The sequence below is a fragment of the Cupriavidus sp. 291-E7 genome (assembly GCF_057798835.1).
In genome coordinates this window covers 1-22,391 of sequence record NZ_JBYOJV010000005.1, presented here as the reverse complement: position 1 = coordinate 22,391, position 22,391 = coordinate 1, and the positions used below count along the sequence as shown (strand labels likewise).

20 protein-coding genes and 2 pseudogenes are annotated in these 22,391 nt (G+C 60.7%); 9 read left to right on the top strand and 13 right to left on the bottom strand.

Annotated elements, in window-relative coordinates; genetic code table 11:
* Positions 1–18 precede the first annotated feature (18 nt).
* A complete protein-coding gene (locus tag AC3FLX_RS10525) occupies positions 19–1,236 on the bottom strand; it encodes an MFS transporter (RefSeq protein WP_488696264.1) in 1,218 nt (405 codons plus the stop codon).
* Positions 1,237–1,497: 261 nt separating this feature from the next.
* Between AC3FLX_RS10525 and AC3FLX_RS10520 the strand changes: the two genes are divergently transcribed.
* Positions 1,498–2,286, top strand: coding sequence for an AraC family transcriptional regulator (locus tag AC3FLX_RS10520; RefSeq protein WP_488696763.1), 789 nt, complete (start codon positions 1,498–1,500; stop codon positions 2,284–2,286).
* A gap of 28 nt (positions 2,287–2,314) precedes the next feature.
* Here the strand turns inward: AC3FLX_RS10520 and AC3FLX_RS10515 are convergent, their stop codons facing one another.
* Both AC3FLX_RS10515 and AC3FLX_RS10510 read right to left on the bottom strand, forming a co-directional pair.
* Positions 2,315–3,562 carry a M20 aminoacylase family protein gene (locus tag AC3FLX_RS10515; RefSeq protein WP_488696262.1) on the bottom strand — a complete coding sequence of 416 codons (1,248 nt, stop codon included), beginning with the start codon at positions 3,560–3,562 and terminating at the stop codon, positions 2,315–2,317.
* Between the two features lie 223 nt (positions 3,563–3,785).
* The gene (locus tag AC3FLX_RS10510; RefSeq protein WP_488696260.1) at positions 3,786–4,634 is read right to left on the bottom strand and encodes a fumarylacetoacetate hydrolase family protein; all 849 of its coding nucleotides are present in this window, start codon (positions 4,632–4,634) and stop codon (positions 3,786–3,788) included.
* Between the two features lie 225 nt (positions 4,635–4,859).
* Between AC3FLX_RS10510 and gstA the strand changes: the two genes are divergently transcribed.
* On the top strand, positions 4,860–5,486 hold the full coding sequence (gene gstA / locus AC3FLX_RS10505) for a glutathione transferase GstA (protein WP_488696258.1): 627 nt from the start codon (positions 4,860–4,862) through the stop codon (positions 5,484–5,486).
* Between the two features lie 11 nt (positions 5,487–5,497).
* On the opposite strand, the gene AC3FLX_RS10500 is transcribed toward gstA, so the two are convergent.
* The 7 genes and pseudogenes from AC3FLX_RS10500 to AC3FLX_RS10470 all read right to left on the bottom strand — a co-directional run bounded on the left by AC3FLX_RS10500 (position 5,498) and on the right by AC3FLX_RS10470 (position 11,897).
* A complete protein-coding gene (locus AC3FLX_RS10500) occupies positions 5,498–6,283 on the bottom strand; it encodes an oxygen-binding di-iron domain-containing protein (protein ID WP_488696256.1) in 786 nt (261 codons plus the stop codon).
* A 130-nt stretch (positions 6,284–6,413) separates the two neighbouring features.
* The gene (locus AC3FLX_RS10495; protein WP_488696761.1) at positions 6,414–7,031 is read right to left on the bottom strand and encodes a glutathione peroxidase; all 618 of its coding nucleotides are present in this window, start codon (positions 7,029–7,031) and stop codon (positions 6,414–6,416) included.
* Between the two features lie 188 nt (positions 7,032–7,219).
* Complete coding sequence (locus AC3FLX_RS10490) at positions 7,220–8,710, bottom strand: MDR family MFS transporter (RefSeq protein WP_488696760.1); 1,491 nt, start codon at positions 8,708–8,710, stop codon at positions 7,220–7,222.
* A gap of 325 nt (positions 8,711–9,035) precedes the next feature.
* Positions 9,036–9,476, bottom strand: a complete 441-nt coding sequence (locus AC3FLX_RS10485) for a CBS domain-containing protein (RefSeq protein WP_488696254.1) — start codon at positions 9,474–9,476, stop codon at positions 9,036–9,038.
* Between the two features lie 199 nt (positions 9,477–9,675).
* Positions 9,676–10,362, bottom strand: a complete 687-nt coding sequence (locus AC3FLX_RS10480) for a DEAD/DEAH box helicase (RefSeq protein ID WP_488696252.1) — start codon at positions 10,360–10,362, stop codon at positions 9,676–9,678.
* Between the two features lie 255 nt (positions 10,363–10,617).
* A pseudogene (locus tag AC3FLX_RS10475) lies at positions 10,618–11,445 on the bottom strand (DUF72 domain-containing protein); the annotation flags it as partial.
* A gap of 119 nt (positions 11,446–11,564) precedes the next feature.
* Positions 11,565–11,897 (bottom strand): nucleotide pyrophosphohydrolase, encoded by a 333-nt coding sequence (locus AC3FLX_RS10470; protein ID WP_488696251.1) that lies wholly within the window; start codon positions 11,895–11,897, stop codon positions 11,565–11,567.
* A 541-nt stretch (positions 11,898–12,438) separates the two neighbouring features.
* Between AC3FLX_RS10470 and AC3FLX_RS10465 the strand changes: the two genes are divergently transcribed.
* From AC3FLX_RS10465 to AC3FLX_RS10445, 5 genes are all read left to right on the top strand, one after another.
* Entirely contained in the window at positions 12,439–12,864 is a 426-nt protein-coding gene (locus tag AC3FLX_RS10465) for a hypothetical protein (protein ID WP_488696249.1), read from the top strand.
* Positions 12,865–13,010: 146 nt separating this feature from the next.
* A complete protein-coding gene (locus AC3FLX_RS10460) occupies positions 13,011–14,576 on the top strand; it encodes a recombinase family protein (RefSeq protein ID WP_488696247.1) in 1,566 nt (521 codons plus the stop codon).
* Complete coding sequence (locus AC3FLX_RS10455) at positions 14,573–15,475, top strand: ParB/RepB/Spo0J family partition protein (protein ID WP_488696245.1); 903 nt, start codon at positions 14,573–14,575, stop codon at positions 15,473–15,475. Before AC3FLX_RS10460 ends, AC3FLX_RS10455 begins: the two co-directional genes overlap by 4 nt.
* Positions 15,472–16,353, top strand: coding sequence for a plasmid partitioning protein RepB C-terminal domain-containing protein (locus tag AC3FLX_RS10450; RefSeq protein WP_488696243.1), 882 nt, complete (start codon positions 15,472–15,474; stop codon positions 16,351–16,353). The genes AC3FLX_RS10455 and AC3FLX_RS10450 overlap by 4 nt, the downstream gene beginning before the upstream one ends.
* Before the next feature lie 313 nt (positions 16,354–16,666).
* Positions 16,667–17,794, top strand: a complete 1,128-nt coding sequence (locus tag AC3FLX_RS10445) for a hypothetical protein (protein WP_488696241.1) — start codon at positions 16,667–16,669, stop codon at positions 17,792–17,794.
* Positions 17,795–17,977: 183 nt separating this feature from the next.
* Here AC3FLX_RS10445 and AC3FLX_RS10440 read toward each other — a convergent pair whose 3' ends face one another.
* Positions 17,978–18,343, bottom strand: a complete 366-nt coding sequence (locus AC3FLX_RS10440; RefSeq protein ID WP_488696239.1) for a hypothetical protein — start codon at positions 18,341–18,343, stop codon at positions 17,978–17,980.
* 888 nt (positions 18,344–19,231) lie between these two features.
* Here AC3FLX_RS10440 and AC3FLX_RS10435 point away from each other — a divergent pair.
* The gene (locus AC3FLX_RS10435) at positions 19,232–19,855 is read left to right on the top strand and encodes an HAD family hydrolase (RefSeq protein WP_488696237.1); all 624 of its coding nucleotides are present in this window, start codon (positions 19,232–19,234) and stop codon (positions 19,853–19,855) included.
* Positions 19,856–19,887: 32 nt separating this feature from the next.
* Here AC3FLX_RS10435 and AC3FLX_RS10430 read toward each other — a convergent pair whose 3' ends face one another.
* Positions 19,888–20,547 carry a hypothetical protein gene (locus tag AC3FLX_RS10430; protein ID WP_488696785.1) on the bottom strand — a complete coding sequence of 220 codons (660 nt, stop codon included), beginning with the start codon at positions 20,545–20,547 and terminating at the stop codon, positions 19,888–19,890.
* Positions 20,548–20,850: 303 nt separating this feature from the next.
* Positions 20,851–21,177, bottom strand: a pseudogene (locus AC3FLX_RS10425) (TniQ family protein); the annotation flags it as partial.
* A gap of 87 nt (positions 21,178–21,264) precedes the next feature.
* On the opposite strand from AC3FLX_RS10425, the gene AC3FLX_RS10420 reads away from it, so the two are divergent.
* A protein-coding gene (locus AC3FLX_RS10420) for an IS3 family transposase (protein ID WP_488696234.1) occupies positions 21,265–22,352 on the top strand; the annotation gives its coding sequence in 2 pieces (ribosomal slippage) (positions 21,265–21,517 and positions 21,517–22,352; 1,089 coding nt in all).
* Positions 22,353–22,391: the final 39 nt, after the last annotated feature.

Below are 22,391 nucleotides of genomic sequence, written 5' to 3'. Positions count from 1 at the left end.
ACGCCCCAGGGACCCGGATCAGGCCGCCTTCGCCCGCTCCCGCAGGTCGGGCAGGAATACTGCCAGCAGCCCCAGCAGCGGCAGGAACGCGCAGAACTGGTAGACGGCCTCGATGCCATGCGCATCGGCCAGCTTGCCCAGCACCGCGGCGCCGATGCCGCCCATGCCGAACGCGAAGCCGAAAAACAGGCCCGAGACCATGCCGACCTTGCCCGGAATCAGCTCCTGGGCGAACACCAGGATGGCCGAAAACGCCGATGCCAGGATAAAGCCGATGATCACCGTCAGCACGGCCGTCCAGAACAGGTTGGCGTGCGGCAGCATCAGCGTGAACGGCGCCACGCCAAGGATCGACGCCCAGATCACGCGCTTGCGACCAATGCGGTCACCGATCGGACCGCCCAGGATCGTGCCCGCGGCCACCGCAAACAGGAAGAGGAACAGGTAGATCTGCGACGTCTCGCGCGGCAGGCCGAACTTCTCCATCAGATAGAACGTGTAGTACGTGTTCAGGCTGGCCATGTAGAAATACTTGGAGAAGATCAGCAGCAGCAGCACCGAAATCGCGCGCACCACGGTCGACGTCGGCAGCTTGTTCACCACCCCGGTCGCGGCCTTCTTCTTCGCGGCGCGCTCGGCCAGGTGCCGGCCGTACCAGCCACCGATCTGCCACAGCACGGCGATGGCCAGCAGTGCGGCCAGCGAGAACCACGCCACGCTGCCTTGCGTATGAACAATCCACGCCGCCAGCAGCGGCCCCATCGCACTGCCGCCATTGCCGCCAACCTGGAAGATCGACTGCGCCAGGCCATGCTGGCCACCCGACGCCAGGCGCGCCACGCGCGACGATTCCGGGTGGAAGATCGACGACCCCGTCCCGACCAGCGCGGCGGCGATCAGCAGCACGCCATAGCTGGGCGCCACCGACAGCAGCAGCAGGCCGCCCAGCGTGAAGCCCATGCCGATGGCCAGCGAGTGGGGTTTCGGATGCTTGTCCGTGTACAGGCCGACGATGGGCTGTAGCAGCGATGCGGTGATCTGGTACGTCAGCGTCAGCAGGCCGATCTGCGTGAAGCTCAGGTTGAAGCCGCCCTTCAGCATCGGATAGATGGCAAGGATCAGCGACTGAATCATGTCGTTGAGGAAGTGCGCGAAGCTGATCGCGTACAGCACGCGGAAGCGCGTGCCCTCCTCTCGATGTGCCGCGGCGGCGGCGGTATTGACGGTTGTGCTCATGGTCGGGGGCGCATTGGCCAGTTCTCTTTCTGGAATCCCCGGGTGCCACCTGCAGCCCGGCATTCGGGGAGAGTGACGATGCTAATTGGCAAAATCGCGCCTGTCCTGCGAGAATGGGGCCGCAACTTTGGAGAAAAGGACATGCCCGGTGCCCAACGCCCCCCGCAACGCGGCAAGCCAGCCAAGCCGCGGATTTCGTGGGTCGACCACGACACAGCGGGCAGCAAGCCGTTGCCCGCCGATGCACCGCGCGATCCGGACATGGATAGCCGCGCCGATACCTATTCCGAGCGCCCCGCCTATCTCCAGTACGACCGCAGTCCGATGCCCGTCACGGCGATGGCGGCCGACTATGTGCCCGGCCACGTCACCAAGCCTCACCAGCACCCGCATGCCCAGTTGATCCATGCCATGCATGGCGTGATGGTGGTGTCCACCGCCGAGGGGCAATGGACGGTGCCACCGACGCGCGGCATGTGGATGCCGGGCGGCACCGTGCACTGGATTCGCATGGTCGGGCGCGTGCAGATGCGCACCGCCTATATCCGCCCGGATGCCGCACCGGACCTGCCCACGCGCTGCACTGTGCTGGGCATCTCGCCGCTGCTGCGCGAGCTGATCCTGGCGGCCATCGATATTCCCCCGCGATATGAAGCCGAGTCGCGCGACGGCCGCCTGATGCGGCTGCTGCTCGACGAAGTCAAGCTCGTGCCGACGCTGCCGCTGCACCTGCCGCGACCCACCGACCAGGGCTTGCGCAGCATCTGCGATGAGATCGTCGGCTCACCGGACAACGCGCTGACGCTGGCCGATTGGGGCGAACGCCTTGGCGTGGACCCAAAGACGATCCAGCGGCGTTTTGCACGCGAAACGGGGATGACGTTCGGCCAGTGGCGCCAGCAGGCCCGGCTGCTGGCCGCGCTGGAGCGGCTGGCCGCTGGCGACAAGGTGCTGGATGTGGCGCTGGAGATGGGCTACGACAGCCCAAGCGCCTTTGCGACGATGTTCCGGCGGCAGTTTGGCGTGCCGCCGAGCGCGTTCTTCAAGTGAGCCGCCCTGCTCCGGCGCGGCCCCTGGTTCATTCCGTCAGATAGCGCTCGACCAGGCGCGTCCAGTACGCGGCGCCCACGGTCAGATTGTCATCGTTGAAGTCGTAGCCGGCGTTGTGCAGCAACGGCTGGTTGGCGCCGTTGCCCATCCGCACGAAGCAGCCGGGACGCTGCTGCAGGAAGTACGCAAAGTCCTCACTGCCCGCGATACGGTGGAAATTGCCGATCGCGCGCTCGGGACCCACCAGTTCCTCGGCCACCTGACGCGCGAACTCGGTCTCGGCCTCGCTGTTGACCAGCACCGGATAGCCGCGCACGTAATCGATCTCGGCCGTGGCGCCATAGCCTTCGGCGTGCGACGTGACCAGTTGGCGGATGCGCGCCTCCATCGATGCCCGCACCTCGGCGCTGAACGACCGTACGCTGATTTCCATGCGCGCGCTGTCGGGAATCACGTTGGGTGCATGACCCGCGTGCAGCGTGCCGATGGTGACCACGGCGGTTTCATTGGGGTCCACATTGCGGGCGACGATCGACTGCAGCGCCATGACCAGGCTGCCGGCCACCAGGATCGGGTCGATCGACTGGTGCGGCCGCGCCGCGTGGCCACCCTTGCCGCGAATGGTGATCGTGACCGTGTCGCAGGCGGCCATGAACGGCCCGCTGCGGAACATGAAGGTACCGGCTTCGACACCTGGGTGGTTGTGCAGGCCAAAAATCGCATCGCACGGGAAGCGTTCGAACAGGCCGTCGTCCAGCATCCGCTCCGCGCCGCCACCGGCGCCGATTTCCTCGGCGGGCTGGAAGATCAGGTGCACGGTGCCGTTGAAGTGGCGTGTGCGCGCCAGCTGGCGCGCGGCACCAAGCAGGACGGCCGTGTGGCCGTCGTGGCCACACGCGTGCATCTTTCCCTCATGCACGCTGGCATATGGCAGACCAGACCGCTCGTGGATGGGCAGCGCGTCCATGTCGGCACGGATGCCGACGCTGCGCTTGCCGCTGCCCGAGCGCAAGGTGGCCACCACGCCGGTACCGCCCACGCCGCGCGTCACGGCATAACCCCATCCTTCCAGCTTGCCGGCAACGAGTTCGGCGGTTCGCACTTCGTTGAAGGCGAGCTCGGGATGCTGGTGGATGCTGCGGCGGATGTCCTGCAGTTCGTCACGCGAGTCGAGCGTGTCGTGAACCGTGCAGTAGGAGCGGGTGGGAGCGTCTTTGGCGAGGCTGACGGAGACGGTCTTTAATATCGACTCAAGTTCGGGGGCGTGTTCAGACATGGCATTGCTCTTATTTGGCAGACATCATGTAAGAACAGTATTTCACGCACCGTCCGCAGGTAAAACCCTGAATGCGAATTTCGTGCGAAAGCGCCCCAAATCGGCGGTAAACCGTTGCCCTAATCGCACGCTTTGTTTTAAAACGCGACGCTTTGAAAGACGATGTTTCAACGGGGAACCTCGTGGCATCACGAGGCGGGCCCCATTTTTCACATCACAGAATCTAGCGTTCGCCGAACGCCACGACTTTCTGGCTTTGCTCACCCAGGCCTTCGATGCCCAGGCGCATGACATCGCCGGCCTTCAGGTAGCGCGGCGGCTTGAAACCCATGCCCACGCCAGGTGGCGTGCCGGTGGCGATCAGGTCGCCGGGTTCCAGCGTCATGAAACGGCTCACGTAGCTGACGATGGTCGCCACGTCGAAGACCATCGTCGCGGTGCTGCCCTTCTGCATGCGCTCGCCATTGACGTCGAGCCACATGCCCAGCTTCTGCGCGTCGGGCACCTCGTCGCGCGTGACCAGCCACGGGCCGGTCGGGCAAAACGTGTCGCAGCCCTTGCCTTTGTCCCACGTGCCGCCGCGCTCCAGCTGGAATTCGCGCTCCGACACATCATTGACCACGCAGTATCCGGCAACGTGCTCCAGCGCCTGGGCCTTCGACACGTTACGGGCGGTGGTACCGATGACCACGCCGAGCTCCACCTCCCAATCGGACTTCTGCGACTCGAACGGCAGCATGACGGCATCGTTGGGGCCGTTCAGCGAGGTATTGGCCTTCAGGAACACGATCGGCTCGGCCGGCAGCGGCATGCCTGCTTCGGCGGCGTGGTCGGCGTAGTTCAGGCCGATGGCGATGATCTTGCCGATCCCCGACCAGGGCACGCCGAAGCGCTGGCCTTCCACCACGGGCAACGTTGCGGGGTCGATAGCGGCGAGCCTGGCCAGCGCCGGGGGCGCCAGCTGCTCGGGGGCGATATTGCCAATCACGCCGGACAGGTCGCGTACGCGGCCGTCGCGGTCTACCAGGCCCGGGCGTTCGGCACCGGGGTTTCCTACGCGGACTAGTTTCATTGTTGTCTCCTCGGGGTGACGTCAGCCCCGCGAGCATATCGCAAGCGCGCCGCGTGTGTGCGCCACCGCGGCGCCCTGCCCCGCGCGTCGATCCATGCAGCCCGTGCATCTTTGCATATCCCGTGTGCACGGCCACGCATTGTGGCGCCCCGGCGTCCTGCCTAGACTGGCCTCACCGCACGCCGCATCCCGCATCGTGCCAACCCATCCCTCTCGAGGAACGACATGAAGCTTTACTACTCGCCTGGCGCCTGCTCGATGGCCGTTCATATCGCCCTGCGCGAAGCCGGCCTGCCCGTGACGCTGGCCCGCGTCGACCTGATCCACCACACGCTGGCCGAGCCCGAGAACGGCACCAACGACTATTACGCGATCCACCCGCGTGGCTACGTGCCGCTGCTCCGGCTCGACGACGGGTCGCACCACAGCGAGGCATCCTCCCTGCTCCAGTTCATCGCCGACCAGGTGCCGGCGCGCAACCTGCTGCCCGCGGCCGGCACGCCGGCAAGGCTGGAGGCCGTCGGCTGGCTCACGCTGATCTCCACCGAGCTGCATAAGGTGTTCAGCCCCTGGCTATGGCACAAGGAGACCGCCGCGAGCACGGCCGAGGCGTGCAAGGAGAAACTGCACAAACGCTTTGCCGAACTGAACAGCCACCTGGGGCGGCGCGATTACCTGATGGGCAGTGAATTCACGGTGGCCGATGCGTATTGCTTCACTATCGTCAGCTGGGCCCGACTGCTGCATCTGTCGCTGGATGCGTACCCGAAGCTGCAGGAATACCTGTCGCGCGTGGCCGCGCGTCCTGCCGTGCAGGCCGCGATGCGTGCCGAGGGCCTGGTCCGCGACTGAGCGGGCCTGCGTCAGCGCATGACCTGCGTGGGAACGCGATAGCTGTTGGCGTCGATCAGGTCCAGCCCGCACTGGAGCTGATCGACCCAGTCGATAAAGCGCGCCACCATCTCGCGCCCCCGGAACGACGGACCATGCTGCGGCACGATCCATGCGATATCGAGGGTGCGAGCCATTGCCGCCCACAGGCGGCACGCGCGGTTGCCGCTCATGTAGCGCTGGTGAAAGCCGAGCATGCGCTGCGAATGCGCGTCGAAATCGGTCACCACGCCGCCAGCTTCATCGGAGGACGTCATCGACGCGCCGAGATCTCCCGAAAACAGGATCTTGCTGACCGGATCGTAAAACTGGAAATTTCCTTCGGAATGCAGGAAGTGCGCCGGGACCGCAATCAGCGACGCCGCGCCCAGCGGCACGATCAGCCCCGTGTCCGGAATCGGGACGATACGCCCCGCCGTCTTGCCGAGCTGGCAGAAGTGCGGCAGAAACCGTGCCCAGACTTCGGAGATCAGCACCTTGCTTTCCGATGCCGTCAGCCAGCGCCCCACCGACGCCACGATATCGGGGTCCGCATGCGACGCCAGCACGTAGTCCAGCTGCTTGGGTGGAAAAAAGCGGGCGATCGCCATGTACAGATCGCTGTAGGTCATCTGCCCGCCCGGGTCGATCAGCGCCGCATGACCGTGGTCCACCACCAGAAACTGGTTGCTCTGCACGGCTTCTCCGTGCGAGTCGTCCACCAGATCCGTAAAGGCCAGGCAAACGTGCCCGTCCGATTCGAAAAGCACCCTGCTCATTTCACCCTTTCGCGCACGCGGTTATTTTTAACCGGCGAAAGTATCAGTTGCGCGGGGTTTTCAATTGATGTGGGTCAATGATCGGTGAGCGCGTTGCGCGGAAAGCAACGGTGGATGCAACGCCGGGTATTTAGCGCGTGCTCAGCAGTTCCTCGATCCTGGCCACCAGTTGTTTGTCGTCCGGCTTGACCATGCTGTTATAGCTGCCGACGACCTGACCCTTGCGATCGATCAGGTACTTATAGAAGTTCCACTTTGGCGCGGTGCCGGTCTCGCGGATCAGCATCAGGTACATCGGATTGGCTTCGCCGCCGCGCACGTGAGACTTGCCGAGCATCGGGAACTTGACGCCGTAGGTGTTGTAGCAGAAGTCGGAAATTTCCTTGGCCGAGCCCGGTTCCTGCGAGAAATCGTTCGACGGGAAACCCAGGACCACCAGGCCACGGTCGCGGTACTTGGCGTAGAGCGCTTCCAGCCCTTCGTACTGGGGCGTGAAACCACAATAGCTGGCGGTATTGACCACCAGCACGACCTTGCCCGCGTACTGGCAGAGGTTCTGCGGCGATTCGTCCTGCAACCGAGGAAAGCGGAAGTTCAGCGAGGCCGGGCAATTGCCCGCCTGTTGCGCCGACACCGGTGCGGACTTGTCGGCGGCGCGGGCGGGGTGCGGCAGTAGGGCCGCCGCGGCGGCCAGCCCCAGGGCACTCAGCAGGGCGGCGCGCTGGACACGTTGGCGTGTCCGGTCCATGTTCACTGCAATTGCCAGGGTGCGTTGGCGAGGCATGGGTTCAGGCTCCGGTTTCCGTTTGTGCAGGCAAGTCTACGCTTTCAGCGGTAATGCGTCATGGCGCGGGGCGGCATGGCCTGCCGCCCTTGTTCCATTGAGTCCGGGCGCGCAGGTTAGTCCCGTTACTCCGGTTACTCCGGTTACTCCGGTTACTCCATATGGATCTTCGCGGCGTGCTCGGTCACGCTGCTGCGTAGTTCCAGATCCGGCATCCTGCGCACGATGACCAGCGCCACGATCGCCGCCACCGCGCCGGCCGCGAAAATCAGGTGGAATCCCGATTCGACGCCGCCCGCCAGTACCTGGTGCACGGCCGCCGGCAAATGGGCCATCGCCTCGCTGCCGTGGCGCAGCGAGCCCAGGTCGAGTTGTTGCGTCACGCCGGACTTTGCCAGCGCGCTACGGAATTGCATGGCCAGCAGCGTACCGGCCAGCGCACCGCCCAACGCGCTGCCCAGCGAGCGGATCACCAGCAGGGCGCCCGTGCCGGCGCCCATGTCGCGGCGTTCCAGCGCGTTCTGCACGGTAATCAGCGTGCCGACCATCGACATACCCAGGCCGATACCCGCGACCGTCATCGCCAACAGCACCAGCGCCGTGGGGACGGCAGCCGTGACGGTGGCCAGCGAGACCAGGCCGATGGAAGCGGCCACATAGCCCCCGGTCAGGATTTCACGCATGCGGCCAAGGCGCGGCGCAAGCCAGGCCACCACGAAATTGCCGGCCACGGTGGACAACAGGAACGGCACGACCAGCAGGCCCGACATCGAGGCATCGGCATCGCGCACGAGCTGAAACTGCAGGGGCAGGGCGAAGATGCACAGGAAGATGTTGAGCGCGGCCAGCGCCGATGCGCCCACGCCCATCACGTAGGTACGATTGCGGAACAGGCGCGGCGGCAGCATCGGGTCCGCGGCGCGGCGTTCCTGCCAGGCCAGCAGCGCCACGGACGCCATCGTCAGCAGCAACAGGCCGCCCATTTCCAGCGAGATCCAGTCGAACGCTTCGCCCGCCCAGCTCATCGCCAGCAGGAACGCGACAATTGCCACGGCCAGCAGAAAGGCGCCCAGCCAGTCCACCTGCGGCCTGCCGCCACGCGCGCGCAGATGCGCCAGGCCGCGATAGCACATGGTCATGGCCAGCAGCCCCAGCGGCACGTTGATCCAGAACAGCCAGCGCCACGACATGTGATCGGAAACCCAACCGCCCACCAGCGGTCCGGCAATCGACGAAACCGCCCATACCGTGGCCAGATAGCCCTGGTAGCGGCCGCGCTCGCGGGGCGCCACCACATCGGCGATGGCCGCCTGCGCCAGCGACATCAGCCCGCCGCCACCCACCCCCTGCAACGCCCGGAACAGGATCAGCTGCGTCAGCGACTGGGCCAGCGCGCATGCCACCGACGCGGCGATAAACAGCGAGATCGCCAGCATCAGCAGGCGCCGCCGCCCGAAACTGTCCGACAGCTTGCCGTACAGCGGCGTGGTCACCGTCGACACGATCAGGTAAGCGGTGACGATCCACGACAAGTGGCCAAAGCCGTTCAGGTCGTTGGCAATGGCCGGCACGGCCGGGATCACCACGGTCTGGTCGAGTGCGGCCAGCAGGATACAAAGCACGATGCCGCCGATCACGCGCATGATCGCGGCGTGATCGTGGACGACGGGGGTAGCAGGGTCCAGCGTGGCGGACTGAGAGGAGGCGGGCGATGACATGCGGTGGCGATTGGAATACGGGCGGGCCGACCGACTGGGGCGGCACAAAAAACGGCCGCATGGCATCGATGCGGCCTTATTCAGTAACCGCATAATTATATGCATGCTTAGCATTTGGCGCTGGTGTCAGTTTGCGTGGTGAAGCAGCAAAAAACACAGGCCGTGAGATGCCCCCGGCACGTGGGACCACGTGTCCGGGAGCATGTGCGGGATGGTTATCCGGATGGTTATCCGATAGACGCCGCGCGGCTCAGCGCGATCCGCCGGTGATGTAGTGTTCCAGTTGCTCGATGGTGAAGCGCTGTTCGCTGATGATGTCGTTGACCAGATCGCCAATCGACAACATTCCGAGCAGCGTGTCGCTCTCCATGACCGGCAGGTGGCGCAGCCGGTGGCGCGTCATCAGTGCCATGCAGTCGTCCGTGCTCTGATCGGCACGCACATAGATCACGGCCGTGGTCATGATCTCCTTCACCAGCGTTTCGCGCGAGGTACGTTGCATCAGGATCACTTTGCGCGCGTAATCCCGTTCGCTGAGAATGCCGACGATCTTGTCATGCTCCATCACCAGCAATGCCCCGATGCCCTTGTCGGCCATCAGCTGCAGCGCGGCATAAACCGTCGCCGTAGGCGGGATGCTGAAGATTGAGTGACTCGCCTTGTTTTCCAGAACCTGCCGTGCGGTTTTCATATCACCCGACTCCTTGTTGCCGTTTTGGAAACAGTCGCTGCCCTGGCTCGATTGATTCGCGGTGCTGCGCAATAGCCTCGCGCCCCCCCGGTGCCTGGCAACGTCTAATCAGATTAGCAAAGGATGGCCGTGCCTTACAGGGTGACTTTCACGAATCTTTGCAGGAAATGTTGGAGCGGCCGCATGACAACACCATGCGTCAGCCACGCAATGCCGCCATCCGTATGGTGCGCGGCCTTCTGAGCCACTGGCGTGCAAGGTGCGCGATGTCGGGCGGAAGATCCACATCCGTCGACGCATGGAATAACAGCGTCTGACGTGCCTTGGGACATCGGCGGGCCACGAATGCGATGTCATCGGCAAAGCCAAGGTCGAGCATCGTATCAGCGGCATCGAAGATCAGCGTATTCACCGCGCGCAGGTCCAGGCTGGCGGCGTCGATGTGGTCGAGCAGGCGTCCCGGTGTGCCGACAACGATATGTGCGCCGTGAATCAGGCTGTCAATCTGTGGCCGAATCGACATCCCGGAGCAGAGCAGCGCCACCTTGACCTGCCCCGCAACGCGCACGAGTTGCCGAATGCGTCGAGCGACGAGCTCGACGCGCTCGCGCGTGGGACACAGCACCAGCGTCTGGACATCGAAGCGTTGCGGATCGAGCCGGTGGAGCAGGGCGACCGCCAGCATCGTCACGCTGCCGCCTTGCCGTACCTGTACAACCAGATCGTGCCCGGCCAGCGCAAGAGGCAGGGCGGCTGCCTGCAGCGGTGACATCGAGACGTGGCCCAATTGGGCGAGCGCATCGAGCCACATCGGCTCCAGCTGCAGCGCCGAAAATGGTTCATGCCGTGGAGTGGCCGGTAGGGACGGGGGCTCGCTGACACTCATACGTGATCGCACATCAACGTCATCGACGGCACACTATGCGGCGGGGCGACTGGGTGCCTTCTTCGTGGCGGTCTTTTTTGCGGGCGCGGCCTTTTCAGCGGTTTTCTTTTTTACTGCGACCTTCTTTGCTGCTGCCTTCTTTACTGCGGCCTTCTTTGCGGCAACCTTCGTTTCAGCAACCTTCGTTTCGGCAACCTCTTTTGCCGGTGCCTTCGCCACCTTCGATACCACCACCTTCACCGGGACCTCTTCGACGGGCGCCCACCCAAGCCTTTCCAGCAACGCGCCGGCCGCTGCCGGCGCGCGCTCCTTGGCGCCGTTGATGAAGAACAGATAGACCGCTTTCGGCTTGGTCCCGGCGCCGGACGCATCGTCCACGCAGGGCAGGTCCGCGGGCGCCTTGCCATCGGCCCACTTGCCGACGCGCTCCGCCCACTGCTCAAGATCCTTGGCCGCGTAACCAGTGGCCACCTTCTCTTGGGCGTTCATCAGCCGCGCGTAGACGAAGTCCGCAGTCAGGTCAGCAAACGATGGAAACTTTGGCGAATCGGTGAAGACGGTTGCGGCCTTGAACTTGCGCGCAAGCTTCAGGTATTCGTCACACATGAAGCTGTCGTGGCGCACCTCCAGCACGTGGCGGAGCTTCACGCCTTCCACAGAGTCGGGCAGCAGGCTAAGGAACGCCTCGAAATCGTCGGGTACAAACTGCTTGGTCGGAGCGAATTGCCAGACGACAGGTCCGAGCTTGTGGCGCAGCTCGGCGATACCGCTATCGATGAACCGATGTATCGAATCCGCACCCTCGGCCAGGATGCGCCGGTTGGTGGCAAAGCGCGAGGCCTTCACCGAGAACACAAAGTCGTCGGGCGTGGCGTCACGCCAGTTGGCAAACGAGGTGCGCTTCTGCGTGCCGTGATACGTGCTGTTGATTTCGATCGCGGTCAGGTGGCGGCTGGCATATTCCAGCTCGCGCGCCTGCGGCAGGCCGGCTGGGTAGAAGTTGTCGCGCCACGGCGCAAAATTCCAGCCACCGATACCGATGTGGATATTTGTCGCTACCTTGCTTGGCTTACGCACTGCCATGACCGGATCTCCCCATCTGCTGGTTCAGCAACAGGGAAAGTCTAGCTGGATTTGATGCGCGGAGTTGTCAGGATACGGACACGTGATTCTGGCGGGACCTGGCCCGTGCCGCGCCGGAGCTATTTCTCTCCGCCGGGCGTCGGGTACTTGCGCGCGTTCATCTCCATCTTGGCCCTGACTGCCGCATCGAGGTCCACGCCGAGCGCCGTCACCAGTTGCGTCAGGTAGATCGTGATGTCGGCCAGCTCCTGCTCGACGTGTGCACGCTCGTCAGTCGACATGATGCCGCGCGACTCGTCCTCGGTCTGCCATTGGAAAATTTCCACCAGTTCGGCCACTTCCACGCTCAGGGCCATCGCCAGGTTCTTGGGGCTGTGATACTTGCCCCAGCCGCGCTCCTCGCCAAAGGCGAGTGCGGCTTGCTGAAGGTTCTTGAGATCGATGAGAGGCATGACGCGCGCGTGCGAGATTCGGATCAGGCCGCATTGTCCCACCGATTGCCGCTGGCGCGCCCTCGACATCCGCACACCGGCGGGCATAGGCGCCCGCGAAACTAGCTGACAGCGCCCTGGGGGCGATCGTGCTCAACTATTTGCAACTTTGCTCAACTATTCTGAAAACCTACTGTGAGGAACCGGAATTCGTGAGACTGCGTATTCCGAGAAATCAAGGACTTATCAATTAATTCAGTCACGGTTCGCGCGCCTCAGAACCGGAATTAGTGAGACTAGCGTGAGTCGGAGCACGAATTAGTGAGACTGCTCCGCAAGCGCCCGCCGAGGCACTTCCCCTTCCTTTTCAGCCCACCCTTGCCGAAATCCATGGGCCCACGCTGTTCCTGATCGTCGCGGATGACCCGCCCCTCAAGTTTGAGAGAATCTCAAAGCAGCCCTCGGTGGATCTTATGTATCTGGCTAACTAATAGGGCTGCCGCGGTGAACGCTAGCGATGCCTCCCGCACCCTCCCCGTTTGCCGCCGGCGGGGAGAGACGAATGAAGATCATCAGACAGTGCCAGGCGTGCGGACTGCCGTTTGAGGTCCGTCCGCAGACGCCCGAGCAGCGCTTCTGTCCGTCACCTGAGTGCCAGCGGCGCCGGCGCCGCGAATGGCAGCAAAAACAATTGGCAACCGACGCCGACTATCGGGAGAACCAAACACGGGCCCAGCGCACTTGGGCCGCGACACATCCTGAGTATTGGCGCGCGTATCGCAATCTCCACCCGGCCTATAGCGCTCGCAACCGAGAACAGCAGAAGCGCCGGAATGCCAAGAACCGCGTTGCAAAGATGGACGAGTGGAAGAGGCTCACGGCCATTCGGTCCGGCATCTACGCCCTGTCTCCAGCGCCACCAAAGCTGATTGCAAAGATGGACTCGTGGATCGTCCGTATTACAGTCCTGGCGCGGCCGAGTGCATAGAGGGCCATGATTGCAAAGAGATGACGTGTCACGCCAGGGGCAATGACCTGCTAGAAATGACGTGTGCACGCCCCTGCGATCGCCAACACCGAGAGCCGGCAAGGCATTGGCGCGACACATCGATTTGGACGCAGTGAGTCGAAATCATGCAAACGGACGATCAACGCACTGGCGCAGCGCCACTGGGAGCCGAAGTAAGGGCGGCTGAGTATGTCCGCATGTCGACTGAACATCAGCAGTACTCGACTGAGAATCAACGCGACAAAATCCGTGAATATGCCCTCCGCCGTGGCTATCGCATTGTTCACACCTATGCGGACGAGGGGAAAAGCGGCTTGCGGATAGACGGCCGCCAAGCGCTTCAAGACCTCATCCGGGACGTGGAATCTGGCGCAGCGGATTTTCAGGTCATTCTCGTCTACGACGTCAGCAGGTGGGGCCGTTTCCAGGACGCCGATGAGAGCGCCTACTACGAGTACATCTGCCGGAGGGCTGGCCTGCAGGTTGCATACTGCGCCGAGCAATTCGAGAACGATGGATCGCCCGTCTCCACGATCGTCAAGGGCGTTAAGCGCGCGATGGCCGGAGAGTACAGCCGCGAACTGTCGGCAAAGGTCTTTGCTGGGCAGTGCCGACTAATCGAGATGGGATTCCGGCAAGGGGGGCCAGCAGGGTATGGACTTCGACGCGTACTCGTAGACCAACACGGGGTCATGAAGGGACCGTTGGCAAGAGGTGAGCACAAGAGTATCCAGACTGATCGGGTTATCTTGATGCCTGGGCCCGAAAGCGAGGTCCGCACGGTCAATCTCATCTATTCCTGGTTCATAGAGGAGGCACGAAATGAGCATGAAATCGCTGCACGTCTAAATGAGATGCGAATCGACACAGAGCTTGGACGGCCTTGGAGTCGATCTACAGTAAGAGAGGTACTTACGAACGAGAAGTACATCGGAAATAACGTCTACAACCGCGTCTCTTTCAAGCTGAAGAAGATGCGGGTCACCAACACGCCCGATATGTGGATACGAAAGGAGCATGCCTTTGAATCAATAATTCCGAGCGATATCTTCTACACAGCTCAAGGCATCATGCGCGCACGAGCGCGCCGATACACCGACAGCGAGCTTATCGACAGACTGCGCGCGCTGTATAAGAGCCGCGGCTTCCTGTCTGGCCTGGTTATCGACGAAACGGAGGGAATGCCATCGACGTCAGTCTACGTGTACCACTTTGGAAGCCTTATCCGTGCCTATCAAACGGTTGGCTTCACGCCGGATCGCGACTACCGGTATGTGGAGACGAATCGCTTCCTACGCCGCCTCCATCCCGAAACTGTGACGGAGACAGAGCGAAAGATCTCCGCACTCGGCGGCACTGTGGTTCGTGATCCAGCGACGGATATGCTGATGCTAAATGGTGAGTTCAGCGCCTCGCTTGTCCTTGCTCGTTGCCAATCGCCCGCGATAGGCCATTACCGCTGGAAAGTGCGCTTTGACACAAGCCTCGCTCCCGACATAACTGTTGCGATACGGCTGGATCAGGAGAACAAATCCATACTGGACTACTACTTGCTTCCACATCTTGACTTCTGTAGACCGCGCATCAGTCTTGCCGAACGCAACCCGGCCGAATTGGAAAGCTATCGATTTGACAATCTTGACTACCTCTACGGAATGGCGGCTCGCTCAAGACTTCGGAGGGCAGCATGACCGAGAGGCAACAGCCAGGCGAGGTACGCATGATCCCGATCGACCGGGTCGACGTACTGAATCCCCGAGAACGCAACGGAAAGGTGTTCGACGAGATCGTTGAGAACATCAAGACCATAGGCCTGAAAAAGCCTATTACTGTGACACCGCGCGCAGCATCAGATGGAGGCGAGCGGTACAAGCTGGTGTGTGGTGAGGGGCGTCTAAAGGCGTTCCGGTCTCTCGGCGAGACGATGATTCCCGCGCTCGTCGTTCACGTGAGCGACGAGGATGCCTTTCTCATGAGTCTGGCGGAAAACATTGCCCGCCGCCAATGTCGCTCACTGGAGCTTCTGTCTGGCATCCGGCAACTCCATGAGCAAGGCTACCCCCCGAAAGCGATTGCCGAGAAAACAGGGCTCACCCAACAGTACATCCAAGGCATCTTGACTCTACTTCAACAAGGCGAGGAGCGACTACTTGTCGCCGTCGAAAAGGGGAGCATCCCGCTGAATGCCGCACTTGCAATTGTAGGTGCCGGCGATGACGACAAGGCGATTCAAGCCGCGCTGCAGGAGGCGTACGAGTCAGGCAAGCTAAGAGGGAAGCAACTGATGGACGCGCGTCGGGTCATTGAGCGGCGCCAGACCCTCGGTAGGACAATCGCCCACCGGATGCCCCGCCATAGCAGCGATGTCTCCACGTCTAGCCTCATCCGCACCTATCAGAATGAGGTCGAGCGCCAGAAGGCCATGGTTCGCAAGGCCGAATTCGCGCAACAACGCCTACTGTTTGTCGTGGGAGCCCTACGTCAGCTGTTCGCTGACGAGAATTTTGTCAATCTTCTACGAGCGGAAGATCTCGCAACACTCCCGAAGTACCTGTCGGAACGCGTGTGGCCCGGAGGTGCGCTGAGATGAGCGGCGTTACGCTAGGCTTCATTCCTGAGCCGTTGAGCGTTCCAGTGGTTTGTATTCTGCCATCTCGGAGGGCTCCGGAAGGAATAGCTACGTCCCGAAAGTTCAACCAGATTAAATCCTCGATAGAGGAAATCGGCCTGATCGAGCCTCTTACGGTCATGCCGGCAAACCAGCAATCTGGTCAGCATGTGCTGCTTGACGGTCACATTCGATTGATTGCGCTCCGCGAGTTGGGCTTCGTCGAGGCGTCTTGCCTGGTTGCAACTGACGATGAAAGCTTCACATACAACAATCGCATCAATCGCCTCTCCACCATTCAAGAGCACTTTATGCTGCGACGGGCGATTGAGCGCGGCGTATCCCCAGACCGTCTGGCTAAGGCGCTCAGCGTTGACGTCTCACACATCCAGAAGAAGGCCAATCTCTTGAATGGCATCTGCCCAGAGGCAACAGAGTTACTAAAGGATAGGCAGTTCTCTCCAGAGCTCGTTCGCGCCATCAGGAAGATGAAGCCAACCAGGCAAGTTGAGTGCGTCGAGCTTATGGCTTCGGCAAATAATCTCACCGTGGCATATGCCGAGGCCCTGCTTGTGGCCACCCCCGCGACACTACTTGTCGACGGAAGAAAGCCACGAAAGCTCACTGGCGTCACGCAAGAGCAGATGGCGAAGATGGAAAGGGAGATGACAAATTTGCAGGGCCAATACAAGCTCGTTGAACAGACCTACGGCCAAGACGTCTTGAACTTGGTCTTGGCGAAGGGCTACCTAGCGAAGTTACTCGAGAACGAGTCGGTGTCTGCCTTCCTTCGCCAAAGGCAGCCCGATCTGCTCGCAGAGTTCGAGTTGATCGTACAAACTGTCTCCCTAGATCAATAGCACCATTGGGAGTAGCGCCAGCCTGCCAACGCTACGTTGCCGGGCAAGTTCGAACCGACTCGCGACATTACGTCGCTTGAGCAATAGAGCTTACTGTGACACAGACGCGACGACAATCCGAACACACTGGACGACGGGTAGACGGAGCGGGTCATCACGCCTAGAATAGTCAGCGGGTGCCCACCCTACTTGCACACGAGTAAAAGCAGGCATTATTTCCGTCATTGCAAACCTATCTTTGAGCCTCGCCGTCGGGGACTTAAACGTGTGCGCCTGACCCGAATTCGGCGTGGCGTTTGAGGAAAGGTTTACCATGACGATCAAGGAACTCGCGTACATCGCGCAGCATCATCTACAGGCCCACACCGGCACGCAATTCAAACGAGCCCACATCTACGAGTTGCTGGCCGCAGCCTTCGGCTTCAACTCCTACGCAGCACTCTGTGCAGAAGCCGTCTTCACCGAACAGTCGCTGTCAAGTCGACGTGCTGCAGATTTTGGCGAGCACATCCGGGACCGTTGCCTAGAGATCGGTTACCGGTTGGATACAGCTGCAAACGTCGCCAGTGCACTATCGGCATTGATGACCGAGCACAAATTCGGGCTTGTCACGATTCCAGCTCTGATCGCCTATCTGCGGGACGACTCGGGGTACGGTCCGTGGACTGACGACGATGAGCCGAGGGATCGAAACGAGGTTAGGTGGTGGTCTTCTTCTGACGAGTTGGTCTCACCCATCATGCTCGATGGACTCAACGCAGCCGCGGGCAAGGGCCATGCCGCTGCTCACTATGCATTGGCACTGATCCACGCTCCAACCGGAGACGATTTTGATGCCCCAGGAGTCGGTAGTGATTACTGGTACATGCAGGCCCAAAACGGACGTGTTCTGACAGGCGTGGAACAGGAGTGGGCCGACGCTCATGCAACTCGTCTGGCACAGGATGAAAGATTCTCTCTGCACCTGCGCGAGGCGGCTAAGCTTGGACACCAAGAGGCACTGCTGGAACTTGCCGATCGCTTTAACGACCCGGCAATCTTTGAGCAGGAGACCGATTCAGTGATCGCCAATCCTGTCATGGTTGCCGACATCGCCGAACGCATGGGACGACCAGAGGATGCGAAGAAGTGGTTGACGGTGGCCGCAAAGCAGGGGGACACGGAAGCCATGTTACAGCTGATCGACGACTACGACCGCGAAAACCTACAGCAATGCTGGACATGGGTGTACCTCGCAGAACTGCTTGGTGTCGATTTGACCGAGGACGATTACGTCGCTATTCACGAGGATGGCTCACGCTATGACGATGACGTTGGCGGTCCGATGTTTGTGGATGGCCGCGACGGCGTGGAGCTCGAGCCAATGAGCGAAGCCCAAGATGCCGCCGCTCGACGCGCTGCACAAGAAATCTTCGAGAGCCTTCAGCAGTTGACGAAGTAACTCGAATTGCAGTCATCACGCTGCAATGCGCGATCGGCGGCTATTTTAGTGCCGCCGTCGGTCGCCATTGCTACAGCAGTCTTCGACCTGTCGCTTTGCGGTACTGGGCCAAGAAATTTCTGTCGAGCGGCCGGAATCCGAACAGCACGGTGCCTATTTCATGCCAGTAACGCCGGCGCCGGTCTACTTCTTGATGATAAGACCGTGGTGACGCTCTAAATAACGCAGAATTTCGTCAAGCCCGCCCATGACGTCAAGTTGGTTAGCTCCGAACGCGTAGTAGCCGCTCAGCAAATCGTCGGAAGGTATGCTGTCAGGAACTGAGTGAGATTTCACTTTGGCAACTTCGCCGTTTGGTGACCGAACAGACAAGGGATAGCGAAACGCGCGACCGTCTGAGATCCGCACGCCACCGGGACCATAGTTTTGAATGTTTGCGTTGTAACAGGAATTGCCGATGATGCTTTCAAGTTTCACAAGGAGCTGGCGGCGCGTGTCGGAAAGAAGTTTGTCCATGGTAGCGTCAGTTGATTTCAGCTTTTCTAGCATATACGACTGCTGCAGTGCGCTTCAAGCTGCTGACACTAGCAAGTCATCCGAACTGAGCAGGCGCCCCCTCAACGTAGATCAAGCTGAATTCGACGCGCTGATGTGCAATTGAGCGTGGACATACTGCTGGACCGCCTGGCGACAGCGCTCCACGCGGAGATCACTCACATCCCGAAGAAGTTCCGCCTGCCGGGCGGCATCTGTCCTGAGGCTTCCACCAGCACATGGCAACATGTTTGCGCCATACCTGTTCACAGCTTCGTCATTGGAGAGCGCCCATGTCACGCCCAGGTAGGAAACGAAGGACCGACGAATTGCTACAGCGTTCGGGCGAAATTAAGCGGCTTCGCGCCAGCTTGGGTATTCGCGCCGACAGACCTCGATCATTGCCGCCAGAACGGGCGACCATGCTCACAATGTACGTCGAGGGTGAATTCACAGAACCGGTAGCTGGAGTCTCGCAGTTTTCCATCATGACCTACGTCAATGCGAGCCCAGTCATAGGTCAGGCGGAGGTGCCATCGATTGGCGCGTTCACTGCAATCAAGCCAGTCCTACAGGGCGCTATCGACCTATCCCCAAGCGAATTTCAGTCACTGCTAGCGATGGCGTCTGCCGGATTGCTTCGATCCTGTTATGTCGTGTTCACCAAACCTCGTTACCGATCGGCCCTGATTGTCACGGCAGACTTCAATTCGTGGATGGCGGACGAGCTTGACAAATAGCCGATGTCCATCGAGGTACCAGTCGCCGATGCGTTCCGAGCATGCCCCCCTTAGCGAGTATTATTGGTTGTGGGCTCAGACCTTCCGAAAGAGATGGGATGAGTCGAAGACCCCCACCCGCGAGTCCGCTAGGGCAATTTTTCCTCCGGTCTGAAAGGCAACTATGTCGGCGATTCCTTCGGTGCCTATCCAAGCAGTCATCTTTGACGCGTTCGATACCCTGTGCGAAATCGGGAATCCTCTTCACCCGTTCGCTGAGTTCGCCCGTGCCGGTCATCATCGCATTGACGCGCGGGTGGCGCTGATGACTCGCCCCGTTGGCATCCGCCAGGCAATTGAGCACTTCGGGATTACTGACCTTGATGTCGTTTCGCTCGAGAAGCGTTTGGAGACGGAACTCGCGAGTATCCGCTTGTTTGACGACACCATCCCTACCCTGACCGAACTGAAGCGTCGCGGGATAAAGTTGGCGATTGCGTCTAACTTGGCTGCCCCCTATGCCGCCCCGCTTCTCGAACTACTCCCCTTCCAGTTGGATGCGTATGCCTGGTCATTCGACGTCGGATACTTGAAGCCACAGGCAGAGATCTTCGAGTGGACCATCGAAAAGCTCGGGGTTTCGGCGGGAGCGACCTTGATGGTGGGCGACACCTATAAGGCAGATTACCTGGGCGCCGTGGGTGCCGGATTGCAAGCCCGGCACCTCGTTCGATCTGAGGAGCCACAGCCAGGTGTGCAGAGTATTCGTTCACTTTCCGAGATCTTTGGCTTGCAGTTCGCTCAGTAGCACCGACGCCCAGGGGTTTTTGGAGTACAGACCTACGGGGATGTAGAGTCTGCCAATACCAATGCGTCCTTGATGACCGAAAGGGACGCCTTCTCAAATTGCCACACGGCCGCCCCATTGATCATCGGACCTTGAACCGCTTGGAGAGTACCGTCGGCCACCATCTTGTACATTCTCTTTCTGGAAACGCCAAGCAGACGTCTCGCTTCATCCAGTGTGGCCAAGCCCGCCCTACGGTCTCGTTCGGCAAGGAGGCTCGACTTGAGAACCGTGCCCATTCTTCGGCCAGTTGCAGTGACGAAAAATCTACCGATGAGTACTCCACTTTCAACAAGTTTCCTTGCCAATTCAACTCTGATCCTCAGTACCTTGGCCGCCTCCTTGATAGATACCCATTCGTAGGACTCCCGCGACTCGGAGGAAAGCCTTCTATTCCGTCTAGCGAGTTGTCCCGTCCATTGGCTAGTGACGTAGGCTTCGAAGCCTTCTCGAAGAAATGAGCATTGCGCCTCCGGGAAGCTTCGATACAGAGAGAAATAGAATCGGCCGAATCTTGCCGCGAGCCGGTTGCCGCTGGGCTGCAGTTTCTCAGATGCGTCCAGTTTGTCCAGCAATGCATTGAACCCTTGAGGCCAATCGAACAAAACCTTGGCTACCGCTTCGACAAGCGAAATGGACCGATCTAGTTGCATGACGCCGGCGATCTTTTGCGCCTTCGCCGTACTGCACGTGGAGTACGCGCCCAAGAACCACGTCGCACGAAGTAGCTGATCGATATCGAGCCCTTGTACGGGTGTAACTGTCGTGTCTATTGACTCTTTGTCCCGATGCAGCGCTGCAGAAAGAACCCCTGCGTATGTGGCAACGTCGGATGTGCAAGGCTCCGTTGCGGCAGAATTCAATAGAGCGCCGCATGGGCACACTCCCAAAGGCAAATCGCTCAACCTAGTCTTCCGGTTGCAGACGCAGCACTCATCACGCAGCCAAACTTTGTGTATGTGACAAGCAACACCGAAAACCAGTTGCCATACAGCGCGATGGTAGGGTGCATCAGCAAGACAAAGCGGACAGTAGCGCAGGAACCGTGTATTCCAGTACCGCAGACCTATACCCAACGCATCGCCGGAACCGAGGCCTGTCATCCCGCAGAGTGGCCCCCTCGGTTCGGGCGAAATCTCACCACGCCGCCCTTGAGACGCATCAAGCCCCGCGTCACTTCTAGCGAAGGGCAATAACCATCGTATGTGATCAAAGCCATTGAGCGTACAGAAGCGAGCCACATAGCCCTGTAGGGATTCATGCGGATAAGGAATTGGCCTCACGAGTGAACGGTAGGGTGGGTATTCCCCCCGTAAAGTAAGCGTCGCGGGAAGTAGAATTTTCTATCAGCGGTACCTTAGGAAATTTGCATGAAGACCTCCCGATTCACGGACAGCCAGATCATCGCCATCTTGAAGCAGGCCGAAGCCGGCACACCGGTTCCGGAGCTATGCCGGGAGCACGGCATGAGCAACGCTAGCTTTTACAAATGGCGGGCCAAATATGGCGGCATGGATGCGGCGCTGATGACACGGATGAAGGAATTGGAAGCCGAGAACGCCCGCCTCAAGAAGATGTATGCCGAGGAACGCCTGAAGGCCGATGTCCTGAAGGAAGCCATCGAAAAAAAGTGGTAAGGCCATCTCACCGACGTGAGATGGCCATGCGTGCCGTGCGAGAACGCGCCCTGACGGTCAAGACGGCCTGCGCTGCCTTTGGCGTGAGCGAGACGTGCTATCGGTATCAGGCCAAGAGCTCGACGGAGAATGACGTCATCGCCGATTGGCTGGTCAAGCTGACCCACAACCAGCGCAACTGGGGGTTCGGTCTGTGCTTCCTGTACCTGCGCAACGTCAAAGGCTTTGGCTGGAATCACAAACGCGTCTATCGTATCTACCGGCAGTTGGAGTTGAACCTGCGCATCAAGCCCCGCAAGCGGCTGGTGCGTGAGCAGCCCGAACCGTTGGCGGTGCCATTGACGTTGAATGAAAGCTGGTCGATGGACTTCATGCACGACCAGTTGGCCGACGGCCGCAGCATTCGGCTGTTCAATGTCATCGACGACTTCAACCGGGAAGGCCTGTGCATCGACGTGGACTTCTCGCTGCCATCACCGCGAGTGATCCGCGCTCTGGATCAGGTCATCGAGTGGCGAGGGCCGCCGCAGGCGATTCGGTGTGACAACGGCCCGGAGTATGTCAGCGAAGCATTGAAGAACTGGGCCCGCAAGCGGGGAATCAGGTTGCAGTTCATCCAGCCAGGCAAGCCTCAACAGAACGCCTATATCGAGCGGTACAACCGGACTGTGCGGTATGACTGGCTGGCGCATTACCTGTTCGAGACCGTCGCCGAAGTCCAGGACTACGCGACAAAATGGCTATGGTCTTACAATCACGAACGCCCCAATATGGCGCTCGGTGGCATTACCCCGAAACAACGATCGGCCATCATGGCCTAGCCTCTACTTCCAGCGACCGCTAGAAATGGGGGGAATACC

Excerpts from the sequence above, each read along its gene's own strand:
- AC3FLX_RS10525 (WP_488696264.1), bottom strand. The coding sequence starts at position 1,236 with ATGAGCACAACCGTCAATACCGCCGCCGCCGCGGCACATCGAGAGGAG.
- AC3FLX_RS10520 (WP_488696763.1), top strand. The coding sequence starts at position 1,498 with ATGGATAGCCGCGCCGATACCTATTCCGAGCGCCCCGCCTATCTCCAG.
- AC3FLX_RS10515 (WP_488696262.1), bottom strand. The coding sequence starts at position 3,562 with ATGTCTGAACACGCCCCCGAACTTGAGTCGATATTAAAGACCGTCTCC.
- AC3FLX_RS10510 (WP_488696260.1), bottom strand. The coding sequence starts at position 4,634 with ATGAAACTAGTCCGCGTAGGAAACCCCGGTGCCGAACGCCCGGGCCTG.
- gstA (WP_488696258.1), top strand. The coding sequence starts at position 4,860 with ATGAAGCTTTACTACTCGCCTGGCGCCTGCTCGATGGCCGTTCATATC.
- AC3FLX_RS10500 (WP_488696256.1), bottom strand. The coding sequence starts at position 6,283 with ATGAGCAGGGTGCTTTTCGAATCGGACGGGCACGTTTGCCTGGCCTTT.
- AC3FLX_RS10495 (WP_488696761.1), bottom strand. The coding sequence starts at position 7,031 with ATGGACCGGACACGCCAACGTGTCCAGCGCGCCGCCCTGCTGAGTGCC.
- AC3FLX_RS10490 (WP_488696760.1), bottom strand. The coding sequence starts at position 8,710 with ATGCGCGTGATCGGCGGCATCGTGCTTTGTATCCTGCTGGCCGCACTC.
- AC3FLX_RS10485 (WP_488696254.1), bottom strand. The coding sequence starts at position 9,476 with ATGAAAACCGCACGGCAGGTTCTGGAAAACAAGGCGAGTCACTCAATC.
- AC3FLX_RS10480 (WP_488696252.1), bottom strand. The coding sequence starts at position 10,362 with ATGAGTGTCAGCGAGCCCCCGTCCCTACCGGCCACTCCACGGCATGAA.
- AC3FLX_RS10470 (WP_488696251.1), bottom strand. The coding sequence starts at position 11,897 with ATGCCTCTCATCGATCTCAAGAACCTTCAGCAAGCCGCACTCGCCTTT.
- AC3FLX_RS10465 (WP_488696249.1), top strand. The coding sequence starts at position 12,439 with ATGAAGATCATCAGACAGTGCCAGGCGTGCGGACTGCCGTTTGAGGTC.
- AC3FLX_RS10460 (WP_488696247.1), top strand. The coding sequence starts at position 13,011 with ATGCAAACGGACGATCAACGCACTGGCGCAGCGCCACTGGGAGCCGAA.
- AC3FLX_RS10455 (WP_488696245.1), top strand. The coding sequence starts at position 14,573 with ATGACCGAGAGGCAACAGCCAGGCGAGGTACGCATGATCCCGATCGAC.
- AC3FLX_RS10450 (WP_488696243.1), top strand. The coding sequence starts at position 15,472 with ATGAGCGGCGTTACGCTAGGCTTCATTCCTGAGCCGTTGAGCGTTCCA.
- AC3FLX_RS10445 (WP_488696241.1), top strand. The coding sequence starts at position 16,667 with ATGACGATCAAGGAACTCGCGTACATCGCGCAGCATCATCTACAGGCC.
- AC3FLX_RS10440 (WP_488696239.1), bottom strand. The coding sequence starts at position 18,343 with ATGCTAGAAAAGCTGAAATCAACTGACGCTACCATGGACAAACTTCTT.
- AC3FLX_RS10435 (WP_488696237.1), top strand. The coding sequence starts at position 19,232 with ATGTCGGCGATTCCTTCGGTGCCTATCCAAGCAGTCATCTTTGACGCG.
- AC3FLX_RS10430 (WP_488696785.1), bottom strand. The coding sequence starts at position 20,547 with ATGCAACTAGATCGGTCCATTTCGCTTGTCGAAGCGGTAGCCAAGGTT.